Raw genomic sequence first — 25,867 nt, 5'->3', positions numbered from 1 at the left:
TGAGCCCCTCTGACGAGGGGCTCATCAAGCAGGAATTACTTGGCCTTGACGCAAGGCAAGGGAGGAAGCTCGCCCTGTGCAGCCGGGCGGGTCATCTGGTAGTTGCCGGCAAGATCCCGATAGACACGGGTGTTCCACACCTCTCCGTTGTCGAGCTGGAACTCGATGTCGTAGTTGACCCCGGAGACCACCTGGCTGCGCACCTCGCGGATGCTCTGCAGTTTGGCGGCCGTGTTCATGCGAGCCAGCACGCTGGCCAGCGCAGCCTCTCCTTCCGCATTGGGCAACGGCTGACTCTGCCAGCCACCCGCCATCGGCGCACACTCAGGCGTGGGTGACGAGATGCTGCAGGCACTCAACAGGCCAGCAACAAGGATGGGTAACAACACGCGTTTCATATCATTTTCTCCTGCCTGCAAAATGACCACCTTATCAACATCTTGCCATTATTGCAGCCCAAAAGGCTCCCGCTGCGCCCCGCTTGGACGCACCAATCGATCAGCGCCCCAGATTGTCCGCCAGCTGTTTGGCGCGGCTGGCCGCCCACTGGTCGATCATCTTCTCCATCTCCTCGGCGGTGATGGGCTCATCCTTGTGGGTGCTGTCCGGGCTCTCGCGGGCATCCATCACCCGCACCAGCAGCTTGCCGCTCTGGGAGTCGAGCAGCTGGGCCATACTGCCCACCTTGAGCAGGTAGGGCTCCTTGCCGATCACTTCGCGGGTGACATTGATGGCGATCTTGGCTGGCAGCAGGTCACGCAGCTTGGGGTCGGGGCGGGTCAGGTCGAAGTTGGTGACGGCGGCCTGGATCCGCATCACTTTCGGGCCGGGGGCGGTGGCAATCTTGACGCCCTGCTTGATCAGCTCGCTCTGGAACTTGTCGTGGTAATAGCGGCCAATCTGGTTCTGTTCGTTGGCGGTCAGCAGATACCACTGGCCGTTCTCCTGACGAATAAACTGCAGCGGATCGAGCAGCACCTCATTGTATTGGCGCAGGTCAACGCCCGGCTCCTTGTAGACGCGCTGATTGGGGTTGCTCTCGCTCTGCTGGAAGGCTGTCAGCGGGATCGCCTGCAAGCTGTGGGATACCTGATTCTTGACGGCGCAGCCACCCAGAAGGGCTGCAGCCACGGCAACCATCACGACCTTTTTCATATTTGCTCCTGCATTTTACTGTTTGTTTTTGCTGTGGATTTCGCACCACATGGCTGGAGAACCCGTGCCGGATGCCGCCAATGTCACAGAGAAATAACCTATTCATCACCTTCCCACAAGGGACAGATCAGGATTGTTCAGCTCACATCCAAGTTGTCACAATTGAGGCACTTTTGTACAGGGTCAGCCAGGGTATGAACGGCAATCTGGCGAGGGTTCGGTTGTTTAATCCGGCTAAATGGGATTGCGGAAAGCGCGCAGTTTTTTCAAACGATGGGGGCCAACGAGCGGCGTGAGTTGAACGGGGGAATGCCCTGGAACGGGCGATGACCGATCATCAGCCATCTTGCGCAAACTTGCCTGCCGCCGGAGAAGCGGCAGGCTCATTCATCAATTATCGAGATCCCAGGGGCACTGCTTGACCAGCCCCTCTTTGCCGCTGGCGACGATCGCCTGCTGCACCATCCGTTTGTAGCGATTCTTGATATGGGCGGGCAACGCGGGCACCAGCAGCCGCTCGTCAAACTCCGGCAGCGGGCGATCCGGCAGCACCGCCTGCTCCTGCGGGCTGAGGGGTGGCCGGGAGGCAATATTGCTGGCCGAAATGGTGGGCGTGCCCACCAGCATCTGGCGTTGCAGCGGCGCGCTCAGCAGAAAATCCACCAGCAGGTAGGCCGCCTTGAGCCGTGCGGGATCATCCCCGACATGGCGGGCGATGGAGATCGCATCGAGGGCATAGATGGCCCCCTCCTGCACCATGGCGATCCGCCACTGCTGCTCGTTCTGCTTGTTGCACTCCACCAGCTCCAGCCCCCAGGTGGTGGCAAAGGTCTGCTGGCGCAGATCCTCACAGCGGTTGGCCTGATTGAACCAGAAGCCGCGACTGGCTTGCAGCCGCTGCGAGAGCTGCTGCTCCACCTCTTGCTGCAAGGTCTTGTCGGCCAGCATCTCGCCGCTGGCAAACAGGGCGGGCGACTTGCCCAGCGAGAGCAGCACCGAAAAGAGCAGCGGCTCGAACTGGTCGCAGAACTCGGCAAACTGGCCCGACGGCGAGCTGTTGGCGAGCACCTGCCAACTGGTGGGCGCTTGCGGCACCTGCTTGCTGTCATAGGCGAGGCTGAACATGGCGTAGGAGAAGGGCACCGAGTAGTTACGCTCCCCCTGCTTGTCATACTCGGTGTTCTTGAGGGCGGGCTTCACCTCGGCGTAGTGCTGCAGGCGGCTGAAATCGATGGGGAGCAGCAGCTTGAACAGCGGCTGGTGATGGGCCTTGTAGAAGTAGCTGGTCGGCAGCACCACATCGGCGCTGCGGGTGCGCAGGGAGCGGTAGACGCTGTCGAAATCGGTCAGCAGCGGCTCGATCCGGCTGACCGTCGCCTCCACCCCATGGGCTTTGGCGTAGTCGGCAAACTGTTGTTCATAACCCGCTGGCAGATAGCCCCACTCCAGCAATTTGAGCTGAACCGGGGCCGCCAGCGCCGGGGTCATCCCCAACAACCAGCAAAGAGGCAGTAGACGCATGGCCGGGCACTCCTGACAGGTAAACCTTGTTGGAGTATAGGCCCATGCGCCGACTCGTCAGGCCACCAGCTCGGCCCCCATGCTCGCCAGAATGGAGAGGCTGACCACCGCAAACAGCACGCCAGTCACCAGATTGAGTGGTCGCTGTACCCGCAGCAGCAGGCGCTGGGCACGATCGGTGGAGAGGCTCCACGCCAGCAACCCGAACCAGCAGAGGGAGATGATAAAGAGCTCGCCCACCAGCAGGCTGCGGGTCATCCCATCCACCTCTGGTGTCACCATGGCGGCCAGCAGACCGATAAAGAAGACCAGCGCCTTGGGGTTAAGCAGGTTGGTGGCAAGGCCAGTGCGCACGCCCCTGCCCCAGCCGCGCAGCTCGTTGGCGGCGTTGGCCATCACGGTACTGCTCTGCTGCCGAGCCGCCATCAGGGCGCCCCACCCCAACCAGCCCAGATAGAGGGCGCCGCAGCACTTGATTACCATAAACAGCAGCGGATGGCTCGCAATCAGCATGCTGATCCCGGTCAGGCTCAGGGTGGCGTGCACCATGATCGCCAGCGAGATGCCCAGCGCCGCGCCAAGGGCGGTCGGCCGGTGCAGGCTGGTGCGCAGGATCAGGGCGAAATCGGGGCCGGGGCTGGCCAGTGCAATCAGGTGCATCAGGCCGAGGGTAACGAACAGACTGGTCAGCATAACAACTCTCGCTTTAACGACGGAGAGCCAGCATGGCGGATCAGCGGGGGGCGCGGCTTGTAAAAGATTGCATCTGGGCACGAAATTCGGCGGGCGTCAGACCGAATGCCTGGCGAAAACCGTGGTGGAAGTGACTCTGATCGAAGAAGCCAACCGCCAGCGCCACCTCGCTCACCGCCATCCCGCTCGCCAGCAACCGCTTGCCCTGCTCCAGCCGCAGCCGCTTGAGCCAGGCGTAGGGGGTCATGCCGCTGCGCTTCTTGAACTGGCGCAGGAAGGCGAAACGGTCAAGCCCGAGCAGCCCCGCCAGCTCTTCCAGCGAGTGGGGCTCGTCAAGGGCGGCCATCAGGTAGTCGCGCAGGAATCGCAACTGAGGATCCGCCAGCTGGTGTACCTCGGGGGCCAGATGCAGCAGCTCCCCCAGCAGGGCGAGCAGCTGGCTCTCGATCAGCAGGCCATCGGCCTTGGGGTTGTCGAGATAGCCGTGCAGCTGGGCAAAGCCCTGATAGAGGTCGGGGCGGCTCTGCAATCCCTTGTCGAAGAAGGGTTCCGGCTGCTCCGGCAGCCAGAGCGCCAGCTGCTGCGGATCGATGGCAAAGACCCGTACCTCGTACCCTTCCGGCAGCAGGCTGAGGCCGTCGTGCACCTCGTCCGGGTTGACGGTAGAGAGCACCCCGCGCACCAGATGGTGGCTGTTTCCCTTGTGGATAAACTTCTGGCCACCCCGCTGCACCAGCCCGATATGGTAGTCGAGATGGACATGGCGGCCGTAGCTGAACGCCCTGTGGTGGGAGTGTGACAGCTCGACCCCCGGCAGGTGCGGGGATTGCCAGTAGCGGATAAGGGAATCGGTGGTATTCATGGGTTATAGATACACCGCAAACAAGCTGAAAGCTTGTAGATTATTGCATTCCGGCTATGCCTTTGCAGCTGGTGCAATGGCAACCAAAGCAGGTCGGCTACGCCACCAGCGATAACCGGCAACCACAACCCGCTTATTGAGCTACCGAAAAAGCAAAGGGAGGCAGTACGCCTCCCTTCGACTGATCACACAACCCAGTTACTTGGGTTGCAGCTTCATCTCCTGCAAATACTCCTGCACCTGCTGCTTGTAGTCCGCCTGATAGGAGAACTTGGTGCTGTCGCTCGCCGCAATCAGGTTCACAGCGGTGCAGAACAGGGTGGCTGCCAGCAGCCCCTTGCCAACCCACTGAGGATGGTTGCGGCTCCAGCTAACCAGCAACAGCAGGATCGGGAACAGGGCATAGGGGAATATCAGCATCAGGTGCCAATAGTTAAAGATGATGGGCGAGAGCGCCGCACTCACCAGCACAGCCAATACGGCCGCCAGCGCATAGAGGCCGAGCCAGCTCGTGCCGTCCACTGATGCACGGTCGCTGCGCAGCAGACGCGGCTTGAGATCCCGCCACAGTTGCCAGTTGGCCTTGGCCGCCAGCAACACGGTGGCAGAGCCCACCCCGTAGATCACCACCCGCCACAGCCAGACTGCTGTCATCTGCAAATATTCATGACCCGCCAGCCAGATGAACTGGGTGTCGTTGACCAGCTTGCTGGCAAACAGCCAGGAGCCGTAACGCAGCCAGTAGATCACCGATTTCAGCACCGGATAGACATGCACCAGCCCCCATCCGATATAGCGCTGACGCGCTTCGGGATCGACGTTCTGGGTGATATGGCTGTTGCTCATCACTTCCATGGCGTAGGGGATCAGAGATGCACCGATCAGCAGGGCAGCGACCACCACCCCGCTCCAGCTCACCTTGAGGATGCGGCGCCAGAAGAGGTAGGTGGAGATCACAGCCAGCAACGGCCAGGAGTAGTGCAACTGCATCGCCATACCGATAGCCAGCAGATGAACAATCATGTGCCAGAAGGAGGCTCGCTCGCGCATATGCCAGGCCGACCAGCAGTGCATGGCCGAGAAGAGGAAGAGATAGGAGGGGTTGTAGAGCAAACTCTCGTACTGGAACCAGGGGTTGAGCCAGCAGAGCACCAGAAACAGCAACCGCGCATTGCCCTTCGATACGGGGTCAACAAACACCTGGCGGATAACCGCATCAAATAGCAGAAAACCGACCAACCGCATCACCAGCAGCAACACCATGGGGGCATAGGGAGAATCCCACAGTAGCAGCGGCCCACCAATCAGCCAGGCCGACAAGCTCCCCGGCACATTGCCCACCGCACTCGCCGCATTGCCATAGCTGAGCCAGACCCCCTCATAAGCCCCTAGGTAACCCTTGTAGAGCATCTGGGTCTGATCGCCGGTGAGGAGCTGATTAACAGTAAACAACCAGGAGAGCAGCAGCCCAGCAAATATACAGGCCGCGAATAATGCGTTATGGTAGCGCCCACTAAGACCAATCATTGATCCACACCTATTGAAAAAATTGCTAACGACTTTAACAGTTGCCACCTGATTTTGCTCGTTTACGATTCACATTTTTAGTAGATTTACCAGTCAGTTATGAGACCCGCGGAGCAGTTATGACCCCACCAGTTAAAAAGTTTTTATTCATTGTTGAAGACTTGTATGGTGGTGGTGCGGAAAAGGTTCTGCTCAATACCGCATCCTTGCTAAAAGATGCAGGTGTCGATGTTACCTTGTTTACCTTGCGGGAAAAAATAGACCATACGCTACCTGACAACATTCACCCGATTAATCTTGGCATTGTCACAAAGCTGACTAAAGCCATATCCAATGTTGCGGTTGAAAAAATACAAGCATCTCTGATCTTGAAAAAAGTCCAAGAGATCTCGCCTGACGTAATTATCTCATGCTCATGTGACAAAATTACCAGACACCTGCCTGATACACTGAATATTTATTACTGGATCCACGGAAATGTCACCGGCTTTGCCAAAGACAATGCCAAAGGATATGAAAAATTCAAGCGTTTCTATAATGGCAAGAAACTGATCTGCGTATCTCGAGGCATCGCGGACGACATTTTGCACAATGTAAGAGCCACACCAAAATCGTGTCAGGTTATCTACAATCCGTTTGATATCGAGAAAATTCAGGCGTTGGCCGATGAGCCTTTCAACAAGCCATTTGAAAAGTATTTCATCCATGTCGGCACTTTCGAAGAACGAAAACGCCACGATCGTCTCTTGCAGGCATATCAGCTAAGCGGCGTTGCTACGCCACTCGTTCTGATGGGCAAAGGGGAGCGACGCCCTCACATTGAAGCCATGATCGAGGAGATGAACCTTGCCAACAAGGTGAAGATCATCGACTTTCAGAAGAACCCCTACCCCTATATCAAAGCCGCTCAGGCGCTCATCCTGACATCCGATGCTGAAGGGCTGCCAACAGTGCTTATTGAAGCACTCATCTGCCATACCCCGGTGATCAGCGTGGATTGCCCGTCTGGGCCGGCAGAAATTCTTACTGGGCCACTGCAAGATAACCTTTGCTCCCTTTTTGACATTCCCAAAATAGCGCAAAAAATATCTCGTATGGATATTGATAAAATGCATATACCAGATCATTTTTACAGCCCATTCTCTAGTACAGAGACCATAAAATCATTTATGTCACTTTAGTTTATTAAATTTAATGAAATAACATTGAAATGTCATTTTGAGAGCTAATCCAATGAATATCCTATTAATAGGTATCGATAACGCAGGGCTCATTACCCCGATAGTTGAAGAGATGCGACAACAAGGACACGTGGTTACATTTATTGAGAATGGAGAAATATCTAGATATGATTACCTGCACCCAGTAGAGAGAATATCAAACTTAATTTCAAAGGCTCTGTTTAAAAGAAATTTAAAACAAGAAAGAAGCTGGCTGTCGACCACCCAGTTTTTGAATGGTTTTACAAAAAACCGCCACTTTGATATCACTATCCTCACTAATCCTGATATTTACACGGCAGAACATCTGACACAGCTCAAAAAATGCACCAACAGGATGATTTGCCACCTGTGGGACAGTACTCTCAGAATGCCAAATAATATCAAAAACATTTCACTTTTTGATAAAGTTTTGAGCTTTGATCCGCAAGATGTTAAAAAATATGGCTTTACACCAGTAACTAACTACTATAAAAAGAATTTAACCCCACTCCAACCAAACAGAAACTATGATGGTGATGTGTTTGGTATTTTTAGCTTTGATCGTGAACGCTACGCCTTTATGACTGCATTTCTGGATGCCAACCCAGACTTAAAAATTAAAATCATGATTTATGTTGATCACCACCGAAAGATCAAAAAAATAAGAGACAAGAGAATCGAAATAATTACCAAGCCAATTACTGGTGATGAACTATTGGCAATCTCATCGGCTTATCACTGTATTCTTGATATAGGATACCAGTCACAAAAAGGCTTGTCTTTTAGATTCTTTGAGTCTCTTGCCTATGAACAAAAAATAATATCAAATAACAATACCGCAGAGACATTTCCGTTCTTTCATCCCAACAATATATTTTGCATAACAGATACAGATCTAAAAGTCTCACCTGACTTTTTAACGATCCCTTATCATCACATATCTGACGAGATAAAAAATCAATACAGACTAGATATATGGGTAAATAAATACATAAAGGCGATGCTTTAATTTTTATTCTGCACCAGGCTATGGTGCAGAAATCTAAATTATTGTGCTATGTACTGAACATACCAATCATTAAATTGATTCTCAAACTCCTCCATATTAATGTAGTTTACATTTTGTTCTTTTTTGGCATCAACATACATTACCATGGCTTTCTCAAAATTTGGTAACCACTCCCGGTTTTCACCTTTACCAAAATTATCATTATATATTCCAAATATAGGTTTTTTCAGCCCTGCGGCAATGTGTACTGTCGCCGTATCTACAGACACGATACCGATACTATTTCTTATTTGAGCGAATAGAACACCTAAAGAATGGGATGAGTCATGTGTGATAACTCTTTCCCTTAAGATATCAGGCATTCTCCTGATATTGTGTTCTGTTTCAATTTTCTTTATCGGTGGATAGAGCAAACATACATTATATCCAGGCTTGCTCAACATAACCTTCAGGATCTCGATAATTTTTTCATCATTAAATGTTCGTGAGCTGCCACTACCGTAAGGATTAAAACAGATTGTGGGATTATCAGGCCAGCTAGATTTAACGCTTGACTCATCTTCAAGATATTCTGGAACAATATAATCTGTATCGGGGTTATCAACCCCCATTTTATTAACGGCCAAGGCAAACTTCTGTGAGAAGTGAATATTCTTGGTTAAATGACCAATTTTAATATTCACACATTTTATTTTGTCATCTATACCAATAACATTTTTTACAGATAATTTTGAGATAAAGAAAATATCTTTCATCTTCATTTCATTAGTAAGATGAACAAGATATTCAATATCTCCTATATCTCTAGCCAATGAGGCGAGTGCTGCATAACTTGGTCTTTTCGGAATAGAATAAACTTCATCAAAAAGAAACTGGTTTTTAAATAAAGACCTCATCTCAGGGGTTGTAATTGCAACTACTTTTTTGCCTGGAAACTTCTTTTTTATTTCACGAGTGACCCAAGATGATACTATGGCATCACCCAATTTGGCATCCCAACGAACAAAGACTATAGCACCATCTTCATTTGAAGACGATCTCAAAGATCGGTCAAAAAGCACAATCCCTATTTTACGACGAATGATATCGCGCCATGATTGCAATTTCTTAATCATTTTCTTCCCTCCAAAGGCGATACCTTTATTGTGGTAATTAAAGCCGAAAATAAAAACATGAAGAATATCATCCCGGAGTTATGGCTTATAAATGCTTGACTCAAGCTATAATCAACAAGAGTTAATGATGAAATCGCCAACATACTACTGACCAATAAGTTATCTCTATTTTTACTCGCAACCCAAAGTGGATAAAAGTACAGCAGGGCTAACATCAAGAAGCCTATAATGCCGCGTTTAGCCAATTCATCTAAAAATTGATTATGTGCATGTGAGTTAAAATTATAAATGAACTCGGATATAGAACCATTATTATATTGGTTTAATTGTGATAAGCGAATTCCGTTATTTCCCCAACCAAATATTGGTTTTTCCAAAAAAGAGTTATATGCACTTTCCCACAACTGCAATCGAATGCCTAGAGATGTATCCGGATTCACACCATCAAAATAATGAACAACATCTGCTTTGGCATTATATATCCTATCCATTACGCCACTTTGCGGAAGCATAGCCAAGAAAAGCAACAAGGCACATACAGTGCTTGCATAGAGACCATCTTTCAGGGATAGCTGTTTTCTAAAATAAAAAACTATTGTAAACAAGACGATTGGAAGTAAAACCCAGCCACCTCTGGTCCCGGAGAGAAAACTGCCTATACCCCCCATTAAAAATGAAAGAAGCATAAAGGTAGCAATGTTTTTCTTCCCTAAATGGCGGAACCAGAAAAAAGCACACAGACATAACAATGCCAATGTCATGCTGATGTTTCCTGACTGAATTGGCATGCTTTCATCAAAAGCTCGAGGCATTCCAAGATAAAACTTTTCATATATTGCGATTAGACCTGAACTCACTGCTCCTATAGAGAGGCCAGCAATAAGAACGTTTATGTTAATGGGGAACACACTTAATAAAGGTAAGGTCATTGCAGCCATTAACAAGCGACTTGGTCGGTCTAACTCTTTGAGAGCGCCACCATCAATCCCGATTGATACTGCTTGGATGACAAAAAAAGAGATGAATATATATGATAATATTTTCACCTCTGAACTCATTGCCAAATAATATTTTTTACGCCAAAAGACAAAAACACTTGTCAAAACTAAAATGCTGGGCCCATATCCATAGCCACTGGGGACCGTTAAAACTATTGCGCCAAATAAAAAAGCTGCAAATTGCACAATAATATTTAGTCGTAGGCAATTATTATCTAAATTCACAAGTTATTTCCTGAACACATAATTCCCACGAATTTTTCGCCACAGCCCGAATACATCGGTACGGGGGAAGATGGCAATCCGGCGGATCTGGAAAGGGTCCTGGTGCATTGCTTTGGGGCCGCTATTGGTAGCGACGGCAAAACGATACCCGGCGGCGATAGCCTGCTCCTTGGCACTCTCGTTCATATCTCCGTAAGGGTAGGCGAACGAGAGCAGCGGATGGCCAAGCAGGGCCTCCAGTTGGCGTTTATTCTCCTGAATTTCATGGGCTTGTTGTTCGGGTGTGAGCTTGCTCAAGCGGGGGTGAGTCAGGGTATGACCCCCAATCTCCACATGACCGCTAGCGGCCAACGCCTTGACCTGCTCACCACTCATCAATGAAACCTTGGTGTCCGGATTGGTCGGATGCTCCACATCCCAACGGTTATAGCCTTCACCGGTGACCACGTACACCACAGCTTTGTAACCATATTTTTCCAGCAGTGGCAGCATGCGGGTCAGATTGTCCTGATAGCCGTCATCGGCAGTGATCATCAGGTACTTCTTGCCGTATTGCAGACGGTGGATAAAGCCTTTGTCCGCCAGATCGCGGAACGTCAGGGTTTCGTAGCCGAGCCACTTCATCAGGCGCAGATGCTTCTCGAACATGGTGATCGGCATCCAGGTACCGTGCACCCCTTTCTCGCTATCCTGTTCGATAAAGCGGTGGTACATGATGACGGGCATCTCGCGGCGCAGGGTTTCGACTACGGCATCCTGATAGATGGTTTCTAGGCCAGATACTACCCCCTGCAAGCCATACTCATCCTGAATGCGTTGGCGAATGACTTCCGGCACCGTCTTGCTGGCCAAGGCGGTCTCGATTTCTCCCTTCAGGGCAGCAAAATCGATAGCCAGATCCTTGGGGCCGATATCACCAAAATTACTCGCCAGAGCATCATCCAGATTCTGTTCGGTCACCAGACCAATGGCCCTGGCTTCACCAATGGCAAAGGCGGGCCGACCACAGAGCAGTGCTTCCATCGCTACCCGACCGGCGCCGATCACCAGATCGCAACTCGCCAGCAGAGCGGGTACATCATCGACATAGCCAACAAACTCGGCGCGTCCTTCGAAACGGGCAAAACGCTCCGGTACCTTGGTACCGCTGACAATCCGCACCTTGCAGGCATCCAGATCGAGCACTTCATCGAGCAGACGGTAACAAAGCTCACCTTTGGGGCCGCTCAAACGGCCAATGATGGCAATCACCGGCTTTGGGTTGTCCGGCGCTGGCACAGGCTGGAATTTGTCGGTTTCGATACCATTGCGCAGCACCTGTACGATCGCAGGATCGACCCCCAGATTGTCGACAATCTGATGGGCAATATCCTCACAAACGGCAACCGCCCTAAGCCCAAGGGCATGGAAGGCTTTGCGGGATGCGTGTACCGGCTGACGACCATGAACCGTGGTGATCATCGGGGTGCCAGTCAGCTTGCAAGCCACATAGCTGCTCCAGCCGGAGGCGCGGGAGTGAGCATGCACCAACTGAATATGATGCTTCTTGATGAGATAGATGAGGTAAAAGACGTGCCAGAAGCGGCGCAGTATGCTGCGCTTGTTGAATCTCAGTTTGAAGACGGGGCCAAGCGTCGGCTTGGTCAGAGTATCTGAAACGTAAAAAACGTTGTGACCACGCCGGGTCAGTTCGTTACCGACCGTGGTGGCATAGACCTCAGCTCCCGTTACCTCGAGCTGGGAGAGTGCCATCAATATATTCATCGCGCGGTTACCCGGTAGAGAAGAGAGGAACGGCAAGCAGCCACAGAGACCAGAAACCGGAAGCAGGCGAGTGCCCACTTCCGGTTTTGCGCTCAAACTGCCGCGTTGTGCTCACCTGTTAGCGGTTGAGCCAGGCCATGTAATCCGCTACCCCTTCGGCAACGGTTTTAAACTCGGCGTCATAACCCACGCTGCGCAGCTTGGTCATGTCAGCCTGGGTGAAGCTCTGGTAGCGACCCTTGAGGTGATCCGGGAAGGGAATGTACTCAATGGATCCCTTCTGATGATGCTTGATCACCGCTTCGGCCACGTTCTGGAACGGCTCGGCACGGCCGGTACCACAGTTGAAGATGCCGGAGTGCTGCGGGTTCTGCCAGAACCAGAGGTTTACCTTGCAGACGTCGTCAATATAGATGAAGTCACGCATCTGACCACCGTTCGGGAAGCCATCGCAACCTTCGAACAGCTTGGGATTCTCGCCCTTCTTCACCTGGGTATTGAGGTGGAAGGCAACGGAAGCCATGGAGCCTTTATGCTGCTCGCGCGGGCCGTAGACATTGAAGTACTTCAGGCCAACGACCTGAGAGTTGATCTCCGGCATCCAGCGGCGCACGTACTGGTCAAACAACTGCTTGGAGTAGCCGTAGACGTTGAGCGGCTGTTCGAACTTGGGATCTTCGATGAAGTTGTCGTTGCGGCCACCGTAGGTCGCGGCAGAAGAGGCGTAAATGAACGGAATTTCACGCTCGATGCAGTAGTGGAACAGATCCTTGGAGTACTCGTAGTTGACCTCCATGATGAACTTGCCGTTCCATTCGGTGGTGGCAGAGCAGGCGCCTTCGTGGAAGATCACCTCGATGCCGTTATCCCACTCTTCAAACTCGTCACCGGAGACGATCCGAGCCTGAAACTCGTCCTTGTCCATGTAGTCAGCGATGGTCAGATCGACCAGGTTGACGAACTTGGTGCCGTCGGTCAGGTCATCAATGACCACGATATCGGTCCGTCCTTGAGCGTTCAGCTGCTTGACCAGATTGCTGCCGATAAAGCCAGCACCGCCAGTTACTACGATCATGGAGTTTGCCTCTCGTACGTTGATGGCTACATGTGACTGCTTGTTAAAGCTGTGTATAGTGAGCCAATTTGAAATTGCCGAAAAGTTTATCACGGGCCGTCCGGGGATTCGACCTTGTTCAAAACTGCCCCGAGCGGAACCTGTTGGAGGAATGAGTGATGAAAACCAGAGACAGGATCATTCACAGCGCGACCGAGCTGTTCAACGATCAGGGTGAACGCAACATCACCACCAACCACATTGCGGCGCACATGGGTATCAGCCCGGGCAACCTCTACTACCACTTCCGCAATAAAGAAGACATCATCCACTCCATCTTCGACCAGTATGCCCGTCACCTTAGCGAGAGCTTCGTGCCGACCCGCAACCGTGAAATCACCCTGCAGGATCTGATGGGCTATCTGGATGCCATCTTCTATCTGATGTGGCAGTTCCGCTTCTTCTACGCCAACCTGCCGGACATCCTGAGCCGTGACGAGCCGCTGCAACAGAAGTACCTCAAGGCCCAGGAGCAGATGCGCTCCTCCGTGGTCGCGCTGCTCAGAAGCCTGCGCGAAGGGGGCATCATAGATGTCAGCGATGACGACCTGCCGGATCTGGGACAGACCATCAAGATGGTGGTGACCTGCTGGATCCCCTTCCAGATTGCCCAGGCCCCCAACACCCGCATCACCAAACCTCTGCTCTATCAGGGCGTATTAAAGGTGCTGTTCCTGCTGCGCCCCTATGTGCAACCCCAGGTGGCCGGACAGATCCAGCAGCTGGAGCAGCACTACCGCCAGCTGGCCCAACCAGCTGGGTGAGATCTGTTTCACATTTGTTGAATATCAGCACAATCATTTGAATTTACCGCAACAGATTGCAGTAAAATGTCGCCCTCTGTTGATACGCAGCTGAAATAGCCACTAAGGATCGAGGATGTCTAACGGATTCTATCGTCACCTGACCGAGCAACTGAACCAGGTGCAAACTGAAGGGTTGTACAAGCAGGAGCGCATCATCACCTCCGCCCAGCAGGCCAGCATCGCCGTCGGCGGTGAGCAGGTACTGAACTTCTGTGCCAACAACTATCTGGGGCTGGCCAACCACCCGGATCTGATCGCTGCCGCCCATCAGGGACTCGACAGCCACGGCTTCGGCATGGCCTCGGTGCGCTTCATCTGTGGCACCCAGGATCAGCACAAAGCGCTGGAGCAGAAGATGTCTGCCTTCCTCGGCACTGAAGACACCATCCTCTACTCCTCCTGCTTTGACGCCAATGGCGGCCTGTTCGAGACCCTTTTTGGTGCCGAAGATGCCATCATCTCCGATGCCCTCAACCACGCCTCCATCATCGACGGCGTGCGGCTGTGCAAGGCCAAGCGTTATCGCTACGCCAACAACGACATGGCCGAGCTGGAAGCCCAGCTCAAGCAGGCTGACGCCGATGGCGCCCGCTTCAAGCTGATCGCCACCGACGGCGTCTTCTCCATGGATGGGGTCATCGCCGACCTCAAATCCATCTGCGATCTGGCCGACAAATACGATGCGCTGGTGATGGTGGATGACTCCCACGCCGTCGGCTTTATCGGCGAGAATGGTCGTGGCACCCACGAATATTGCGGCGTGATGGATCGGGTCGACATCATCACCGGCACCCTGGGCAAGGCGCTCGGCGGCGCATCCGGCGGCTATACCTCCGGCAAGAAAGAGGTGATCGACTGGCTGCGTCAGCGATCCCGCCCGTACCTCTTCTCCAACTCGCTGGCCCCCTCCATCGTTGCCGCCACCATCAAGGTGATCGACATGCTGGCGGAAGGTCACGACCTGCGCGCACGTCTGAAAGAGAACAGCCGTTACTTCCGCGAGCGGATGAGCGCAGCCGGTTTCACCTTGGCAGGCGCCGACCACGCCATCATTCCGGTGATGCTGGGGGATGCCAAACTCGCCTCCGAAATGGCAAGCCGCATGCTGGCAGCCGGCATCTATGTGGTGGGCTTCTCCTTCCCGGTCGTGCCCAAGGGTCAGGCGCGCATTCGCACCCAGATGTCTGCCGCCCATACCCGCGAGCAGCTGGACAAGGCGATCGACGCCTTTATCCGCATCGGCCGTGAACTCGGCGTTATCTGATTTGAATCAAGGGGCTGCAGCCCCTTTTTTCTGCATTCATATTGAAGGAACAGCCATGAAAGCACTCTCCAAACTGCACAAAGAGGTCGGCATCTGGATGACGGATGTGCCGGCTCCCGAGCTCGGCCACAACGATCTGCTGATCAAGATCCGCAAAACCGCCATCTGCGGCACCGACATCCATATCTACAACTGGGACGAGTGGTCCCAGAAGACCATTCCGGTACCCATGGTGGTCGGCCACGAATATGTCGGCGAAGTAGTCGCCATCGGTCAGGAGGTGCGCGGCTTCGCCATCGGCGATCGGGTCTCCGGCGAAGGGCACATCACCTGCGGTCACTGCCGCAACTGCCGCGCCGGGCGCACTCACCTGTGCCGCAACACCATTGGTGTTGGTGTCAATCGCCCGGGTGCCTTCGCCGAATATCTGGTGATCCCCGCGTTCAACGCCTTCAAGCTGCCGGACAATATCCCGGACGAGCTGGCTGCCATCTTCGACCCGTTTGGCAATGCGGTGCACACCGCCCTCTCCTTCGATCTGGTGGGTGAAGATGTGCTCATCACCGGGGCTGGCCCCATCGGCATCATGGCCGCCGCCGTCTGCCGCCATGTGGGTGCGCGCCACGTGGTGATCACCGACGTCAACGAATACCGGCTGGAGCTGGCCCGCAAGATGGGCGCCACCCGCGCGGTCAACGTGGCCAAGGAGAAGCTGGCCGACGTGATGAGCGAGCTGGGCATGACCGAAGGGTTCGACGTGGGGCTGGAGATGTCCGGCGTCCCGAGCGCCTTCCAGGAGATGCTCGACAAGATGAACCACGGCGGCAAGATCGCCATGCTTGGCATCCCCCCCTCCACCATGGCCATCGACTGGAACAAGGTGATCTTCAAGGGGCTGTTTATCAAAGGGATCTATGGCCGCGAGATGTTCGAGACCTGGTACAAAATGGCCAGCCTGATCCAGTCAGGGCTGGATCTCTCCCCCATCATCACCCACAGATTCCACATCGACGAATTCCAGCAGGGGTTCGATGCGATGCGCTCCGGCCACTCCGGCAAGGTGATCCTGAGCTGGGATAAATAACCCTTTTCACCCTTTGGTTACTCGAAACCCGGCGAATGCCGGGTTTCTTTTTATCTCCACCACCAGAATTGCCGTGAGATCGCCCAAAACTTTGTACGCAGAGTGTTTAACACTTCACACACAAGCGTTTAAATGGCTGTAACTATTCGGTTATAATCCCGTCGTTTACATGGATAATAAAAGACTGCTGGGAGTATATGAGCGTGTTGAAAAAACTGAGCTATTTGCTGGCTGTCGGGATGACGGCCGCCAGCTTGTCTGGGGCAGAGCTTGCTGCCGATGAGATGTCACCGGAGGCCATTGCCGAGCGGATCAAACCGATCGGTCAGGTCTATACCGCCAAGGATCTGGAAGGTATTGCCGGCGCGGGTGCTGCACCTGCTGCGACCGCCTCTTCCGGTCCCCGCAATGGCGAAACGGTATACAAGGGCGCCTGCTTTGCCTGTCACGACACCGGCGCCGCCGGTGCCCCCAAACGGGGTGACAAGGCAGCCTGGGATCCTCGCATCGCCCAAGGCATTGATACTCTCAAGAAACATGCCATTGAAGGCTTTACCGGCAAGTCCGGCATGATGCCTCCGCGCGGCACCTGTGCGAACTGTAGTGATGAAGAGATTGAAAACGCCATCCACTACATGATCGACAAGCTGTAAGTATTTGAAAGGGCCGCAATTGCGGCCCTTTCAATCTATCGGCTTCCGACTACTCTTGTAGGGTAGGCATAGTCGGGAGTTGCTCATGTCGCCCCATTCCACCGAATCCCACTACTCAACTCCTCTGCTGGCGTTGGTCTCTGCCATTATGGATTTTCCGGCTCCCCCTACAGCGCAGAGCAGCGATTATGATGATCTGATAAAGCAGATAAACCAGCTCTGCCCGTTGCAGCATTTCGGCATGCTGGGCCTCTCCGACAGTGGTCTGAACTGGCTCTACGCCTACAAAATCAGCGATACCTTCAAGCAACAACTGGGGCGGGAGCAGTCCCGCATCACCGATCAGCTCACCCAGCTCGATGAGGCCGAAGGGTGGTGCGTCTTTCCTATCGAACATGGTCAGGTGCAGTGGCTGCTGGCTCGCGGCGAACCATCCGACCTGCCCACATTACGCCTGCTGCTGGAGTGTCTATCCAAACGGCTGACCGAAACCCAAGCGGGCTCCCATCTCACCGAGCTGCCTTCTCCGCTGATCCGCAAAGACCCGAACTGGAAAAAGAAAATCGAGAGCATCAGCCGCATCATGCGACTGGCCAACACCCTGCCCGGTCAGGCGCTCTTCTCCCAGCTGGAGGCGGTGCTGCGCCAGATGCTCGCCATTGAGGATATGCTGCTGGTCAGGCTCCACAGCCATACGCTTGAGAAGATTTATCCCGCACATCCTCGTCAAAGCGACGAATTCATCAGCGGTTTGTGCCACAGCACCAGCAATATCGAGGTCAACAGGGAGGCAACCTACTGGCACAGCATGCCGCTACGGCTGCAACAACAGTACTTCGCCCACTTCATCATCAGCACCGCGCAACCGCTGGAGACAGACGACAAGCTGTTTCTCGACTTCCTGCGTGGTCAGCTCACCCTGCTGTTGGAGCTGAAGCGGATCCGCCAGCAGCTTAACGACATCAATAGTGAAGACTCCATCAACCAGCGGCTGCAACAGCTGCGTCAGACCAACCTCAGGCTGCAAAAGCAGCTCAAGCAGCATCAGGAGCTGGAACGGCGGCTGCAATTCGATGCGCTTCACGACCCGCTGACCCAGCTACCGAACCGGGCACTGTTGATGAACCACCTCAATCAAGCCATGACCCACTACAACCGCTACAAGTCACCGGGGTTTGCGGTGATCTTCATCGATGTGGATCACTTCAAGCAGATCAATGACACCCTGGGCCACAGTGCTGGTGATCAGCTGCTCAAGGAGGTAAGCCGCCGCCTCCAGACCTGCATCCGGCAAAACGATATGGTGGCCAGATTGGGGGGCGACGAGTTCGTCATCTATCTCGATAGCAGCAAACATGAAGATGACATCAGCCCGGTGCTCAACCGTATCATCAGCCGCCTCTCCTATCCGTTCCGGCTGCTTGGCAATGAGCTGAGTATTACCGTCAGCCTGGGGGTATCGAGTGTGTCCGAACAGACATCGGATATCAGCCAGTTACTCCACCAGGCCGATCTGGCCATGTACCAGGCCAAACGCAATGGCCGCAGCCGCATCGTCAGCTACTCGGATGATTGCATCAACCAGAACTGGAATTCGCCGGAAGAGATGCTGGCTCGGGCCCTGCGGGAAGGGCGTATCGTCCCCTACTACCAGCCGGTGATCCGGCTACAGGATAGCCGCCTGACCGGTCTGGAGGTGATGGCGCGCTGGCTGACCGAAGAGGGAATTCTGAAGGATGCATTCGACTTTATTCCGCTGGCGGAGCAATGTGGCCTGATTCTGGAGCTGGATTATCAGATCCTGCGCCACACCTGCCAGCAACTGAAAGTGTGGCTTCCGATCTCGGGCCAGAGCAAGTTCAAGGTCGCCATCAACCTCTCCGGCAAACATCTGGTCAACCATGATCACATCATGCGGTTGGTGGACATTATCGATGAGGAGGGGATAGCACCAGGCTATCTGATCTTTGAATTCAACGAGCGGGAGCTGTCGCGGCAGGATTCCGATGCGCTGGCCTCCCTGCATGAACTGCGTGCCAAGGGCATTCAGATCAGCCTGGACGACTTTGGTACCGGCTTCTCCTCCCTCAACGCCCTGTTCCATTTCCCGGTAGATTACATCAAGGTGGATGACAGCTTTACCCAGCGGATGCTGCAGTCCCCCAAAGATCTGGCGCTGATCCGCGCCATGCGGGATATCTGTCAGGATCTCGATTACACCCTGGTGGTTGAAGGCATTGAGAACCAGCAGCAGTTACAGAAGCTGATAGATATCGGCTGCCGGATGGGGCAAGGACGCTATATATCTCCCCCCATGCCGGGAGCAGACATCATTCCACTGCTATCCCCCGGCAACGCAACCTCCTAATCTTTCTTGAACATGGCGCGCAGATTGGCCACCGCCATCTGCCCCTTCTGCTGGCGCTCCTCGGCAGTCACCTTCTTCTGGTTTTCCCATTCAAGGTCATCCTGCGGCAGCTCCAGCAGGAAGCGGCTCGGCTCTGGCCGTACCGACTCGCCAAACTGGCGCCGCTCCTTGCAGAGGGTAAAGGTCAGCTCGGTCTGGGCCCGGGTAATGCCCACGTAGGCGAGACGCCGCTCCTCCTCCACGTTGTCTTCATCGATGCTGGTCTGGTGGGGGAGCAAGCCCTCCTCCATCCCCACCATGTAGACATAGGGGAACTCCAACCCCTTGGAGGCGTGCAGGGTCATCAACTGCACCTGATCGGCATCATCCTCCCCCTCGTTGCGCTCCATCATGTCGCGCAGGGTGAGGCGAGTGACCACCTGAGCCAGCGTCATCGACTCCTCCAGCTCATCCCCTTCCAGCATCTCGGTGATCCAGCGATAGAGGGTGGAGACGTTCTGCATCCGCATCTCGGCTGCTTTCGGGCTGGGGGAGGTCTCGTAGAGCCACTCTTCATAGTGGATCTCCTTGATCATGTCCCGCACCGCCTCCACCGGATTGCCGCGCAGCGCCTGATCACCAAGGCGAACCAGCCAGTTGGTAAAGGCCTGCAAAGCCGTCAGGCCACGGCCGGACAGGTGCTGTTCCAGCCCCAGCTCGAAGCTGGCGGCAAACAGGCTCTTGCCGCGCTGGTTGGCGTATTGGCCAAGCTTTTCGAGGGTGGTGGGGCCGATCTCGCGACGCGGCAGGTTGACCACCCGCAGGAAGGCGGTATCCTCGTCCGGATTCACCAGCAGTTTGAGGTAGGCCATGATGTCCTTGATCTCGGTGCGGGAGAAAAACGAGGTGCCGCCGGAGATGCGATAGGGAATCCGGTTGGTCATCAGCGCCTTCTCGAAGATGCGCGACTGATGGTTGCCCCGATAGAGGATGGCGTAATCCTTGAACCGGGTGCGGTTCATAAACTTGTGGCCCATCATCTCGGCAGCGATCCGCTCCGCTTCGTGCTCCTCGTTCTTGGCGAACAGCACCTTGAGCTTCACCCCCTCATCCAATTCGGAGAAGAGCGCCTTGTCATAGACGTGCGGGTTGTTGGCGATCAGGATGTTGGCGCACTTGAGGATCCGCCGCTTGGAGCGATAGTTCTGCTCCAGCTTGATCAGCTTGAGGCTGGGGAAATCTTCGCTCAGCAGCACCAGATTCTGCGGCTTGGCACCGCGCCAGGAGTAGATGGACTGGTCATCATCCCCTACCACGGTAAAACGGGCCCGCTCGCCAACAATCTGCTTCACCAGTTCGTATTGGCTGGTGTTGGTGTCTTGGTACTCATCGACCAGCAGATAGCGGATCTTGTTCTGCCAGCGCTCGCGTACCTCCTGATTGCTCTTGAGCAGCAGGGTGGGCATCACGATGAGGTCGTCAAAATCCAGCGCGTTATAGGCCACCATCTGGCGGTGATAACGTTCGTAGAGCTGGGCCATCAGCACCTCTTCCGGCCCGCGGGCGATGCGCATGGCACGGGCGGGCAGGATAAGGTCGTTCTTCCAGTTGGAGATTTGGCTGATAAGGGCCGAGAGCTTGTCCTTGTCGTTGTCGAGCTCGTCTTCAGTCAACTCTTTCAGCAGCGCCAGCTGGTCGGTGTCGTCGAACAGGGAGAAGTTGGCCTTGAGATTCAGGCTCTTGTGCTCACGACGAATGATCTCGAGCCCCAGAGTATGGAAGGTGGAGACCATCAACCCCCGCGCCTCCTTGCGACCCAAAGTCTGGCCGACCCGCTCCTTCATCTCCCGCGCCGCCTTGTTGGTAAAGGTGACGGCAGCGATGTTGCGCGCACTGTAGCCGCACTGCTGCACCAGATAGGCAATCTTGTTGGTGATGACGCGGGTCTTGCCCGATCCGGCACCCGCCAGCACCAGGCAAGGGCCGGAGACATACTTGACCGCTTCGTTCTGATTGGGGTTGAGCTTCATGGGCCGGATCTCTTGGCTTATGATGAGGGGCGGCATTGTACCAGAAATCACCCGATGAGCCGTACCTGCTGCACGGCAGGCAACTGCCCATCGGGCTTATCGCGCCTTGTGTTCGGGCGCTATTTTCAGGATCATGACCGACCTTTCGAGATAATGACTTTTTCCAGATGATGAGGGGAGCATGAATCAGCAACAGCATGACCAACTGCGCAGCCAGTTTCCGGCCTTGGCGCAGGAGGTAAACGGCCACCCTCTGGTCTATCTGGACAACGCCGCCACCACCCAGAAACCGCAAGCGGTGCTGGATGCCATCGCTCACTACTATCGGGCCGACAACGCCAATGTACACCGCGCCGCCCACGCCCTGAGCGGCCGTGCCACCCACGCCTTCGAAGCTGCCCGCGAAACAGCCGCCCGCTTTATCAATGCGCCCCGCAGCCACGAAGCTATCTGGACCCGTGGTACCACAGAAGCGATCAATCTGGTGGCCCAGAGCTGGGGGATGAGCGAGCTCAAGGCGGGGGATGAAATCATTCTCAGCACCTTAGAGCACCACGCCAATATCGTCCCGTGGCAACTGGTCGCCCAGCGCACCGGCGCGGTGATCCGGGTGATCCCCCTCGATGAGCGGGGCGATCTCGATCTGGCCGCCTATCACGCAATGCTGGGGCCACGCACCCGGCTGGTGAGCGTGGCCCACGTCTCCAATGCCCTCGGTACCGTCAATCCAGTCAAAGAGATAGTGGCTGCCGCCAAGGCAGTCGGCGCCGTGACGCTGATCGACGGCGCCCAAGCGGTGGCCCATCTCGAGGTGGATGTGCAAACTATCGGTTGCGACTTCTACGCCTTCTCCGGCCACAAGCTCTATGGCCCGACCGGCATCGGTGTGTTGTGGGGCCGCACCGAGCTATTGGAGCGGATGCCGCCCTGGCAAGCAGGTGGTGAAATGATCGACCGGGTCAGTTTCAGCGGCACCACCTTCAATAGCCTGCCCTTCAAATTCGAGGCGGGCACCCCCCATATCGCTGGCGCTATCGGCCTCGCCGCCGCCATCGACTTTGTGATGGGGCAAGATCGGCAATGGCTCGCCAGCCATGAGCAGACACTGACCGACTATCTGGTCGCTGGCCTGCAACAGGTGACGGGGCTGCGTCTGGTCGGCGAACCCGGCCAACGTGCCGGTGCGGTCTCTTTCTTGCTCGACGACATCCACCCGCAAGATGCTGCTACCCTGCTCGACATGCAGGGTATCGCCCTGCGAGTCGGCCATCACTGCGCCATGCCGTTGATGGAGTCGCTCGGAATCGGCGGCACCATGCGCGCCTCGCTGGCCTGCTACAACAATCGGGACGATGTCGACGCCCTGCTGGCCGCCCTGCACAAACTCAGTGACTTCTTCTAAGGCAGACAACCGAATGAGTGACCTCGCAAGTTATACCCAGATTGGCCTTGAGCCCAACGCCGACACCATCCGCCAGCAGTTTGCCGCCGCTCATGGCTGGGAGAACCAGTACCGGCTCATCATCCAGCTCGGCAAGCAGCTGCCAGCGCTACCCGCCGAATGGCAGCAGGAGGAGTTCCGCCTCAAGGGGTGTGAAAGCCAGGCCTGGCTGCAGGGAGAACAAAGCGAGGATGGCTGCTGGCACTTTGCCTGTGATTCCGATGCCCGGATCGTGCGGGGCCTTATCGTCATCGTGCTGGCGGCACTCAACCACCAATCGTCTGCGGCGATCCAGGCTTTTGATATAGAAGGCTATTTCAGCGAACTGGGACTTCAGAAACACTTGAGCCCGTCACGAGGTAACGGGCTCAGAGCGATCGTGCTGGCGATCCGGGAGCAGGCAGTCTAATCAGCTTTGTGCAGAGGTCGATTAGGCTTCGCCAATCGACCCTACTTCTTCATTCCCGGCTTCTTTCTCAGCGCGGGCCCCCCGCTCGGCAATCTTCTTCAATACCCGGGACGCGGCAACCAGCCCAAAGGTTGCCGTCACCGGCGTCACCGCGCCAAAGCCGGAGGCGCAATCCATCTTCATGGTGCCATCGCTGGCCGCTTTTGCCTGACAGGTGCCACCATTACCATCCGGATAACTCAGCTGCTCGGTTGAGAAGACACATTCCACCCCGAATTTGCGCGCCGGATTCTTGCTGAAGTTGTGCAATCGGCGCAGGTCGGAGCGCACTTTCGCAGCGAGCGGATCCTGAATGGTCTTGGCCAGATCGGCCACGGTGATTTGAGTCGGATCCATCTGCCCGCCGGCACCACCGGCCACAATTACCGGTATCTTGTTGCGCTTGCAGAAGGCAATCAGCGCCACCTTGGCCTTGACCGAGTCGATGGCGTCCACCACATAGTCAAACTCCCGCTTGATATGCTCGGCCAGATTATCGGCAGTGACGAAATCATCCACCTCGATCACGTCGCAATCCGGATTGATGGCGCGAATACGCTCGGCCATCACCTCGGTCTTGAGGCGACCAACAGTCCCCTTCATGGCGTGGATCTGGCGATTGGTGTTGGTGATGCAGATATCGTCCATATCGATCAGGGTGACCTGGTTGATACCGGCGCGGGCCAGCGCCTCCGCCGCCCAGGAGCCCACGCCACCGATCCCCACAACACAGACTTTCGCCTGGCTAAAGGAACGCAGGGCATTCTGACCATAAAGACGGGCAATGCCCCCGAATCGCTGTAGATATTCTGCTTTCATACCACCACCTTGCTTGAGGGCGGCCATTATAACGACAACCAACGCCAGCGGCGATGGCAGAACCGGAGAAAGTCGAGGAGGAAAAATGGAGAAAACGGCAGGGAAGAGAGAATAAAAGGTCAATTATCAGACGACATGCTGAATTGCAGCCAATAAGAAACCCCGCTCATTGAGCGGGGTTTCTTGTATTGGGTGCCTGGCAGTGTCCTACTCTCGCATGGCGAATGCCACACTACCATCGGCGCTACCGCGTTTCACTTCTGAGTTCGGCATGGGATCAGGTGGTTCCACGGCGCTATGGCCGCCAGGCAAATTCTTAATCTAGAAAGCTGACGTGAGTAGTGATGTTGCGCTTGGCTTGTCACTATCACTGAATTTGAGTAGTTCGTTCATTCGCTACAAGCCTTAGAACACTTCTTGGGTGTTGTATGGTTAAGCCTCACGGGTAATTAGTACGGGTTAGCTCAATGCATCGCTGCACTTACACACCCCGCCTATCAACGTTGTGGTCTCCAACGGCCCTTTAGGACCCTCAAGGGGTCAGGGATGACTCATCTCAGGGCTCGCTTCCCGCTTAGATGCTTTCAGCGGTTATCGATTCCGAACTTAGCTACCGGGCAGTGCCACTGGCGTGACAACCCGAACACCAGAGGTTCGTTCACTCCGGTCCTCTCGTACTAGGAGCAACTCCCTTCAATCATCCAACGCCCACGGCAGATAGGGACCGAACTGTCTCACGACGTTCTGAACCCAGCTCGCGTACCACTTTAAATGGCGAACAGCCATACCCTTGGGACCGACTTCAGCCCCAGGATGTGATGAGCCGACATCGAGGTGCCAAACACCGCCGTCGATATGAACTCTTGGGCGGTATCAGCCTGTTATCCCCGGAGTACCTTTTATCCGTTGAGCGATGGCCCTTCCATTCAGAACCACCGGATCACTATGACCTACTTTCGTACCTGCTCGACCTGTCCGTCTCGCAGTTAAGCTGGCTTATGCCATTGCACTAACCTCCTGATGTCCGACCAGGATTAGCCAACCTTCGTGCTCCTCCGTTACTCTTTGGGAGGAGACCGCCCCAGTCAAACTACCCACCAGGCACTGTCCGCGAGCCCGATTCAGGGCCCTGCGTTAGAACATCAAACATACAAGGGTGGTATTTCAAGGACGGCTCCAGCGCAACTGGCGTCACGCCTTCAAAGCCTCCCACCTATCCTACACATGTAGGTTCAATGTTCAGTGCCAAGCTGTAGTAAAGGTTCACGGGGTCTTTCCGTCTAGCCGCGGGTACACCGCATCTTCACGGCGAATTCGATTTCACTGAGTCTCGGGTGGAGACAGCATGGCCATGGTTACACCATTCGTGCAGGTCGGAACTTACCCGACAAGGAATTTCGCTACCTTAGGACCGTTATAGTTACGGCCGCCGTTTACCGGGGCTTCGATCAAGAGCTTCGCTTGCGCTAACCCCATCAATTAACCTTCCGGCACCGGGCAGGTGTCACACCCTATACGTCCACTTTCGTGTTTGCAGAGTGCTGTGTTTTTGATAAACAGTCCCAGCCATCTGGTCACTGCGACTCCCAACTGCTCCATCCGCAAGGGACTTCACTGTCAAGAGCGAACCTTCTCCCGAAGTTACGGTTCTATTTTGCCTAGTTCCTTCACCCGAGTTCTCTCAAGCGCCTTGGTATTCTCTACCCGACCACCTGTGTCGGTTTGGGGTACGATGACTTGTAATCTGAAGCTTAGAGGCTTTTCCTGGAAGCAGGGCATCAATGGCTTCC

Annotated in this window: 21 protein-coding genes and 2 rRNA genes; 9 read left to right on the top strand and 14 right to left on the bottom strand. The window is 54.8% G+C overall.

Annotated features, from left to right (window positions below):
- Nucleotides 1–35: 35 nt before the first annotated feature.
- The 6 genes from G5137_RS10165 to G5137_RS10140 all read right to left on the bottom strand — a co-directional run bounded on the left by G5137_RS10165 (nucleotide 36) and on the right by G5137_RS10140 (nucleotide 5,641).
- Nucleotides 36–398 carry a cystatin domain-containing protein gene (locus G5137_RS10165; protein WP_159157869.1) on the bottom strand — a complete coding sequence of 121 codons (363 nt, stop codon included), beginning with the start codon at nucleotides 396–398 and terminating at the stop codon, nucleotides 36–38.
- Nucleotides 399–498: 100 nt separating this feature from the next.
- The gene (locus G5137_RS10160) at nucleotides 499–1,155 is read right to left on the bottom strand and encodes a DUF3313 domain-containing protein (RefSeq protein ID WP_421221999.1); all 657 of its coding nucleotides are present in this window, start codon (nucleotides 1,153–1,155) and stop codon (nucleotides 499–501) included.
- 390 nt (nucleotides 1,156–1,545) lie between these two features.
- Nucleotides 1,546–2,676: an ABC transporter substrate-binding protein gene (locus G5137_RS10155; protein ID WP_421222001.1), complete on the bottom strand. Its 1,131-nt coding sequence runs from the start codon at nucleotides 2,674–2,676 to the stop codon at nucleotides 1,546–1,548.
- A gap of 57 nt (nucleotides 2,677–2,733) precedes the next feature.
- Nucleotides 2,734–3,369, bottom strand: a complete 636-nt coding sequence (locus G5137_RS10150) for a LysE family translocator (RefSeq protein ID WP_201937692.1) — start codon at nucleotides 3,367–3,369, stop codon at nucleotides 2,734–2,736.
- Between the two features lie 40 nt (nucleotides 3,370–3,409).
- Entirely contained in the window at nucleotides 3,410–4,231 is an 822-nt protein-coding gene (locus G5137_RS10145) for a helix-turn-helix transcriptional regulator (protein WP_005357044.1), read from the bottom strand.
- Between the two features lie 198 nt (nucleotides 4,232–4,429).
- Nucleotides 4,430–5,641, bottom strand: coding sequence for a 3-deoxy-D-manno-octulosonic acid transferase (locus G5137_RS10140; RefSeq protein WP_216954482.1), 1,212 nt, complete (start codon nucleotides 5,639–5,641; stop codon nucleotides 4,430–4,432).
- A 236-nt stretch (nucleotides 5,642–5,877) separates the two neighbouring features.
- On the opposite strand from G5137_RS10140, the gene G5137_RS10135 reads away from it, so the two are divergent.
- Both G5137_RS10135 and G5137_RS10130 read left to right on the top strand, forming a co-directional pair.
- Nucleotides 5,878–6,939 carry a glycosyltransferase gene (locus G5137_RS10135; RefSeq protein WP_421255335.1) on the top strand — a complete coding sequence of 354 codons (1,062 nt, stop codon included), beginning with the start codon at nucleotides 5,878–5,880 and terminating at the stop codon, nucleotides 6,937–6,939.
- 52 nt (nucleotides 6,940–6,991) lie between these two features.
- Nucleotides 6,992–7,969 (top strand): hypothetical protein, encoded by a 978-nt coding sequence (locus G5137_RS10130; RefSeq protein WP_216952610.1) that lies wholly within the window; start codon nucleotides 6,992–6,994, stop codon nucleotides 7,967–7,969.
- Nucleotides 7,970–8,007: 38 nt separating this feature from the next.
- Here the strand turns inward: G5137_RS10130 and G5137_RS10125 are convergent, their stop codons facing one another.
- From G5137_RS10125 to rfaD, 4 genes are all read right to left on the bottom strand, one after another.
- Nucleotides 8,008–9,084 (bottom strand): glycosyltransferase family 9 protein, encoded by a 1,077-nt coding sequence (locus tag G5137_RS10125; protein ID WP_421222007.1) that lies wholly within the window; start codon nucleotides 9,082–9,084, stop codon nucleotides 8,008–8,010.
- On the bottom strand, nucleotides 9,081–10,307 hold the full coding sequence (locus G5137_RS10120; protein WP_421255334.1) for an O-antigen ligase family protein: 1,227 nt from the start codon (nucleotides 10,305–10,307) through the stop codon (nucleotides 9,081–9,083). The genes G5137_RS10125 and G5137_RS10120 overlap by 4 nt, the downstream gene beginning before the upstream one ends.
- Nucleotides 10,308–10,310: 3 nt before the next feature.
- Complete coding sequence (locus tag G5137_RS10115) at nucleotides 10,311–12,071, bottom strand: polysaccharide deacetylase family protein (RefSeq protein ID WP_421255333.1); 1,761 nt, start codon at nucleotides 12,069–12,071, stop codon at nucleotides 10,311–10,313.
- A 118-nt stretch (nucleotides 12,072–12,189) separates the two neighbouring features.
- A complete protein-coding gene (gene rfaD, locus G5137_RS10110; RefSeq protein WP_040069912.1) occupies nucleotides 12,190–13,146 on the bottom strand; it encodes an ADP-glyceromanno-heptose 6-epimerase in 957 nt (318 codons plus the stop codon).
- A gap of 158 nt (nucleotides 13,147–13,304) precedes the next feature.
- Here rfaD and G5137_RS10105 point away from each other — a divergent pair, with 158 nt between their 5' ends.
- The 5 genes from G5137_RS10105 to G5137_RS10085 all read left to right on the top strand — a co-directional run bounded on the left by G5137_RS10105 (nucleotide 13,305) and on the right by G5137_RS10085 (nucleotide 19,360).
- The gene (locus G5137_RS10105) at nucleotides 13,305–13,949 is read left to right on the top strand and encodes a TetR/AcrR family transcriptional regulator (RefSeq protein ID WP_100644767.1); all 645 of its coding nucleotides are present in this window, start codon (nucleotides 13,305–13,307) and stop codon (nucleotides 13,947–13,949) included.
- A 115-nt stretch (nucleotides 13,950–14,064) separates the two neighbouring features.
- The gene (locus G5137_RS10100; RefSeq protein WP_421255332.1) at nucleotides 14,065–15,255 is read left to right on the top strand and encodes a glycine C-acetyltransferase; all 1,191 of its coding nucleotides are present in this window, start codon (nucleotides 14,065–14,067) and stop codon (nucleotides 15,253–15,255) included.
- A gap of 55 nt (nucleotides 15,256–15,310) precedes the next feature.
- Nucleotides 15,311–16,339, top strand: a complete 1,029-nt coding sequence (gene tdh / locus G5137_RS10095) for an L-threonine 3-dehydrogenase (protein WP_005340852.1) — start codon at nucleotides 15,311–15,313, stop codon at nucleotides 16,337–16,339.
- A gap of 197 nt (nucleotides 16,340–16,536) precedes the next feature.
- Nucleotides 16,537–16,992: a c-type cytochrome gene (locus tag G5137_RS10090; protein WP_421255331.1), complete on the top strand. Its 456-nt coding sequence runs from the start codon at nucleotides 16,537–16,539 to the stop codon at nucleotides 16,990–16,992.
- 85 nt (nucleotides 16,993–17,077) lie between these two features.
- A complete protein-coding gene (locus G5137_RS10085) occupies nucleotides 17,078–19,360 on the top strand; it encodes a putative bifunctional diguanylate cyclase/phosphodiesterase (RefSeq protein WP_216979758.1) in 2,283 nt (760 codons plus the stop codon).
- Here G5137_RS10085 and rep read toward each other — a convergent pair.
- On the bottom strand, nucleotides 19,357–21,369 hold the full coding sequence (gene rep / locus G5137_RS10080) for a DNA helicase Rep (protein WP_421255330.1): 2,013 nt from the start codon (nucleotides 21,367–21,369) through the stop codon (nucleotides 19,357–19,359). The two genes, G5137_RS10085 and rep, sit on opposite strands and share 4 nt — an antisense overlap.
- A gap of 181 nt (nucleotides 21,370–21,550) precedes the next feature.
- Between rep and G5137_RS10075 the strand changes: the two genes are divergently transcribed.
- Nucleotides 21,551–22,771 (top strand): SufS family cysteine desulfurase, encoded by a 1,221-nt coding sequence (locus G5137_RS10075; protein WP_421255329.1) that lies wholly within the window; start codon nucleotides 21,551–21,553, stop codon nucleotides 22,769–22,771.
- A 13-nt stretch (nucleotides 22,772–22,784) separates the two neighbouring features.
- Nucleotides 22,785–23,219, top strand: coding sequence for a SufE family protein (locus G5137_RS10070; RefSeq protein ID WP_416004254.1), 435 nt, complete (start codon nucleotides 22,785–22,787; stop codon nucleotides 23,217–23,219).
- A 21-nt stretch (nucleotides 23,220–23,240) separates the two neighbouring features.
- Here G5137_RS10070 and tcdA read toward each other — a convergent pair whose 3' ends face one another.
- The 3 genes from tcdA to G5137_RS10055 all read right to left on the bottom strand — a co-directional run.
- Nucleotides 23,241–24,077 carry a tRNA cyclic N6-threonylcarbamoyladenosine(37) synthase TcdA gene (gene tcdA / locus G5137_RS10065; protein WP_421255328.1) on the bottom strand — a complete coding sequence of 279 codons (837 nt, stop codon included), beginning with the start codon at nucleotides 24,075–24,077 and terminating at the stop codon, nucleotides 23,241–23,243.
- Nucleotides 24,078–24,271: 194 nt separating this feature from the next.
- Nucleotides 24,272–24,386: ribosomal RNA gene (rrf, locus tag G5137_RS10060) — 5S ribosomal RNA — on the bottom strand.
- Between the two features lie 119 nt (nucleotides 24,387–24,505).
- Nucleotides 24,506–25,867: ribosomal RNA gene (locus G5137_RS10055) — 23S ribosomal RNA — on the bottom strand; the annotation flags it as partial.

The sequence above is a fragment of the Aeromonas sp. 600282 genome (genome assembly GCF_049175755.1).
Classification (GTDB): domain Bacteria; phylum Pseudomonadota; class Gammaproteobacteria; order Enterobacterales; family Aeromonadaceae; genus Aeromonas; species Aeromonas veronii_A.
The sequence above is the reverse complement of the archived record's forward strand: the minus strand, read 5'-3'. Positions and strand labels throughout refer to the sequence as shown.

Bases quoted from the DNA above. Each gene is read 5' to 3' on its own strand.
- G5137_RS10160 (WP_421221999.1), bottom strand. From the start codon at position 1,155: ATGAAAAAGGTCGTGATGGTTGCCGTGGCTGCAGCCCTTCTGGGTGGC.
- G5137_RS10115 (WP_421255333.1), bottom strand. From the start codon at position 12,071: ATGAATATATTGATGGCACTCTCCCAGCTCGAGGTAACGGGAGCTGAG.
- G5137_RS10075 (WP_421255329.1), top strand. From the start codon at position 21,551: ATGAATCAGCAACAGCATGACCAACTGCGCAGCCAGTTTCCGGCCTTG.
- G5137_RS10125 (WP_421222007.1), bottom strand. From the start codon at position 9,084: ATGATTAAGAAATTGCAATCATGGCGCGATATCATTCGTCGTAAAATA.
- G5137_RS10145 (WP_005357044.1), bottom strand. From the start codon at position 4,231: ATGAATACCACCGATTCCCTTATCCGCTACTGGCAATCCCCGCACCTG.
- G5137_RS10100 (WP_421255332.1), top strand. From the start codon at position 14,065: ATGTCTAACGGATTCTATCGTCACCTGACCGAGCAACTGAACCAGGTG.
- G5137_RS10150 (WP_201937692.1), bottom strand. From the start codon at position 3,369: ATGCTGACCAGTCTGTTCGTTACCCTCGGCCTGATGCACCTGATTGCA.
- G5137_RS10140 (WP_216954482.1), bottom strand. From the start codon at position 5,641: ATGCTCTACAAGGGTTACCTAGGGGCTTATGAGGGGGTCTGGCTCAGC.
- G5137_RS10070 (WP_416004254.1), top strand. From the start codon at position 22,785: ATGAGTGACCTCGCAAGTTATACCCAGATTGGCCTTGAGCCCAACGCC.
- rfaD (WP_040069912.1), bottom strand. From the start codon at position 13,146: ATGATCGTAGTAACTGGCGGTGCTGGCTTTATCGGCAGCAATCTGGTC.
- rep (WP_421255330.1), bottom strand. From the start codon at position 21,369: ATGAAGCTCAACCCCAATCAGAACGAAGCGGTCAAGTATGTCTCCGGC.
- G5137_RS10085 (WP_216979758.1), top strand. From the start codon at position 17,078: ATGTCGCCCCATTCCACCGAATCCCACTACTCAACTCCTCTGCTGGCG.
- G5137_RS10165 (WP_159157869.1), bottom strand. From the start codon at position 398: ATGAAACGCGTGTTGTTACCCATCCTTGTTGCTGGCCTGTTGAGTGCC.
- G5137_RS10135 (WP_421255335.1), top strand. From the start codon at position 5,878: ATGACCCCACCAGTTAAAAAGTTTTTATTCATTGTTGAAGACTTGTAT.
- G5137_RS10155 (WP_421222001.1), bottom strand. From the start codon at position 2,676: ATGCGTCTACTGCCTCTTTGCTGGTTGTTGGGGATGACCCCGGCGCTG.
- G5137_RS10130 (WP_216952610.1), top strand. From the start codon at position 6,992: ATGAATATCCTATTAATAGGTATCGATAACGCAGGGCTCATTACCCCG.
- G5137_RS10090 (WP_421255331.1), top strand. From the start codon at position 16,537: ATGAGCGTGTTGAAAAAACTGAGCTATTTGCTGGCTGTCGGGATGACG.
- G5137_RS10105 (WP_100644767.1), top strand. From the start codon at position 13,305: ATGAAAACCAGAGACAGGATCATTCACAGCGCGACCGAGCTGTTCAAC.
- tdh (WP_005340852.1), top strand. From the start codon at position 15,311: ATGAAAGCACTCTCCAAACTGCACAAAGAGGTCGGCATCTGGATGACG.
- tcdA (WP_421255328.1), bottom strand. From the start codon at position 24,077: ATGAAAGCAGAATATCTACAGCGATTCGGGGGCATTGCCCGTCTTTAT.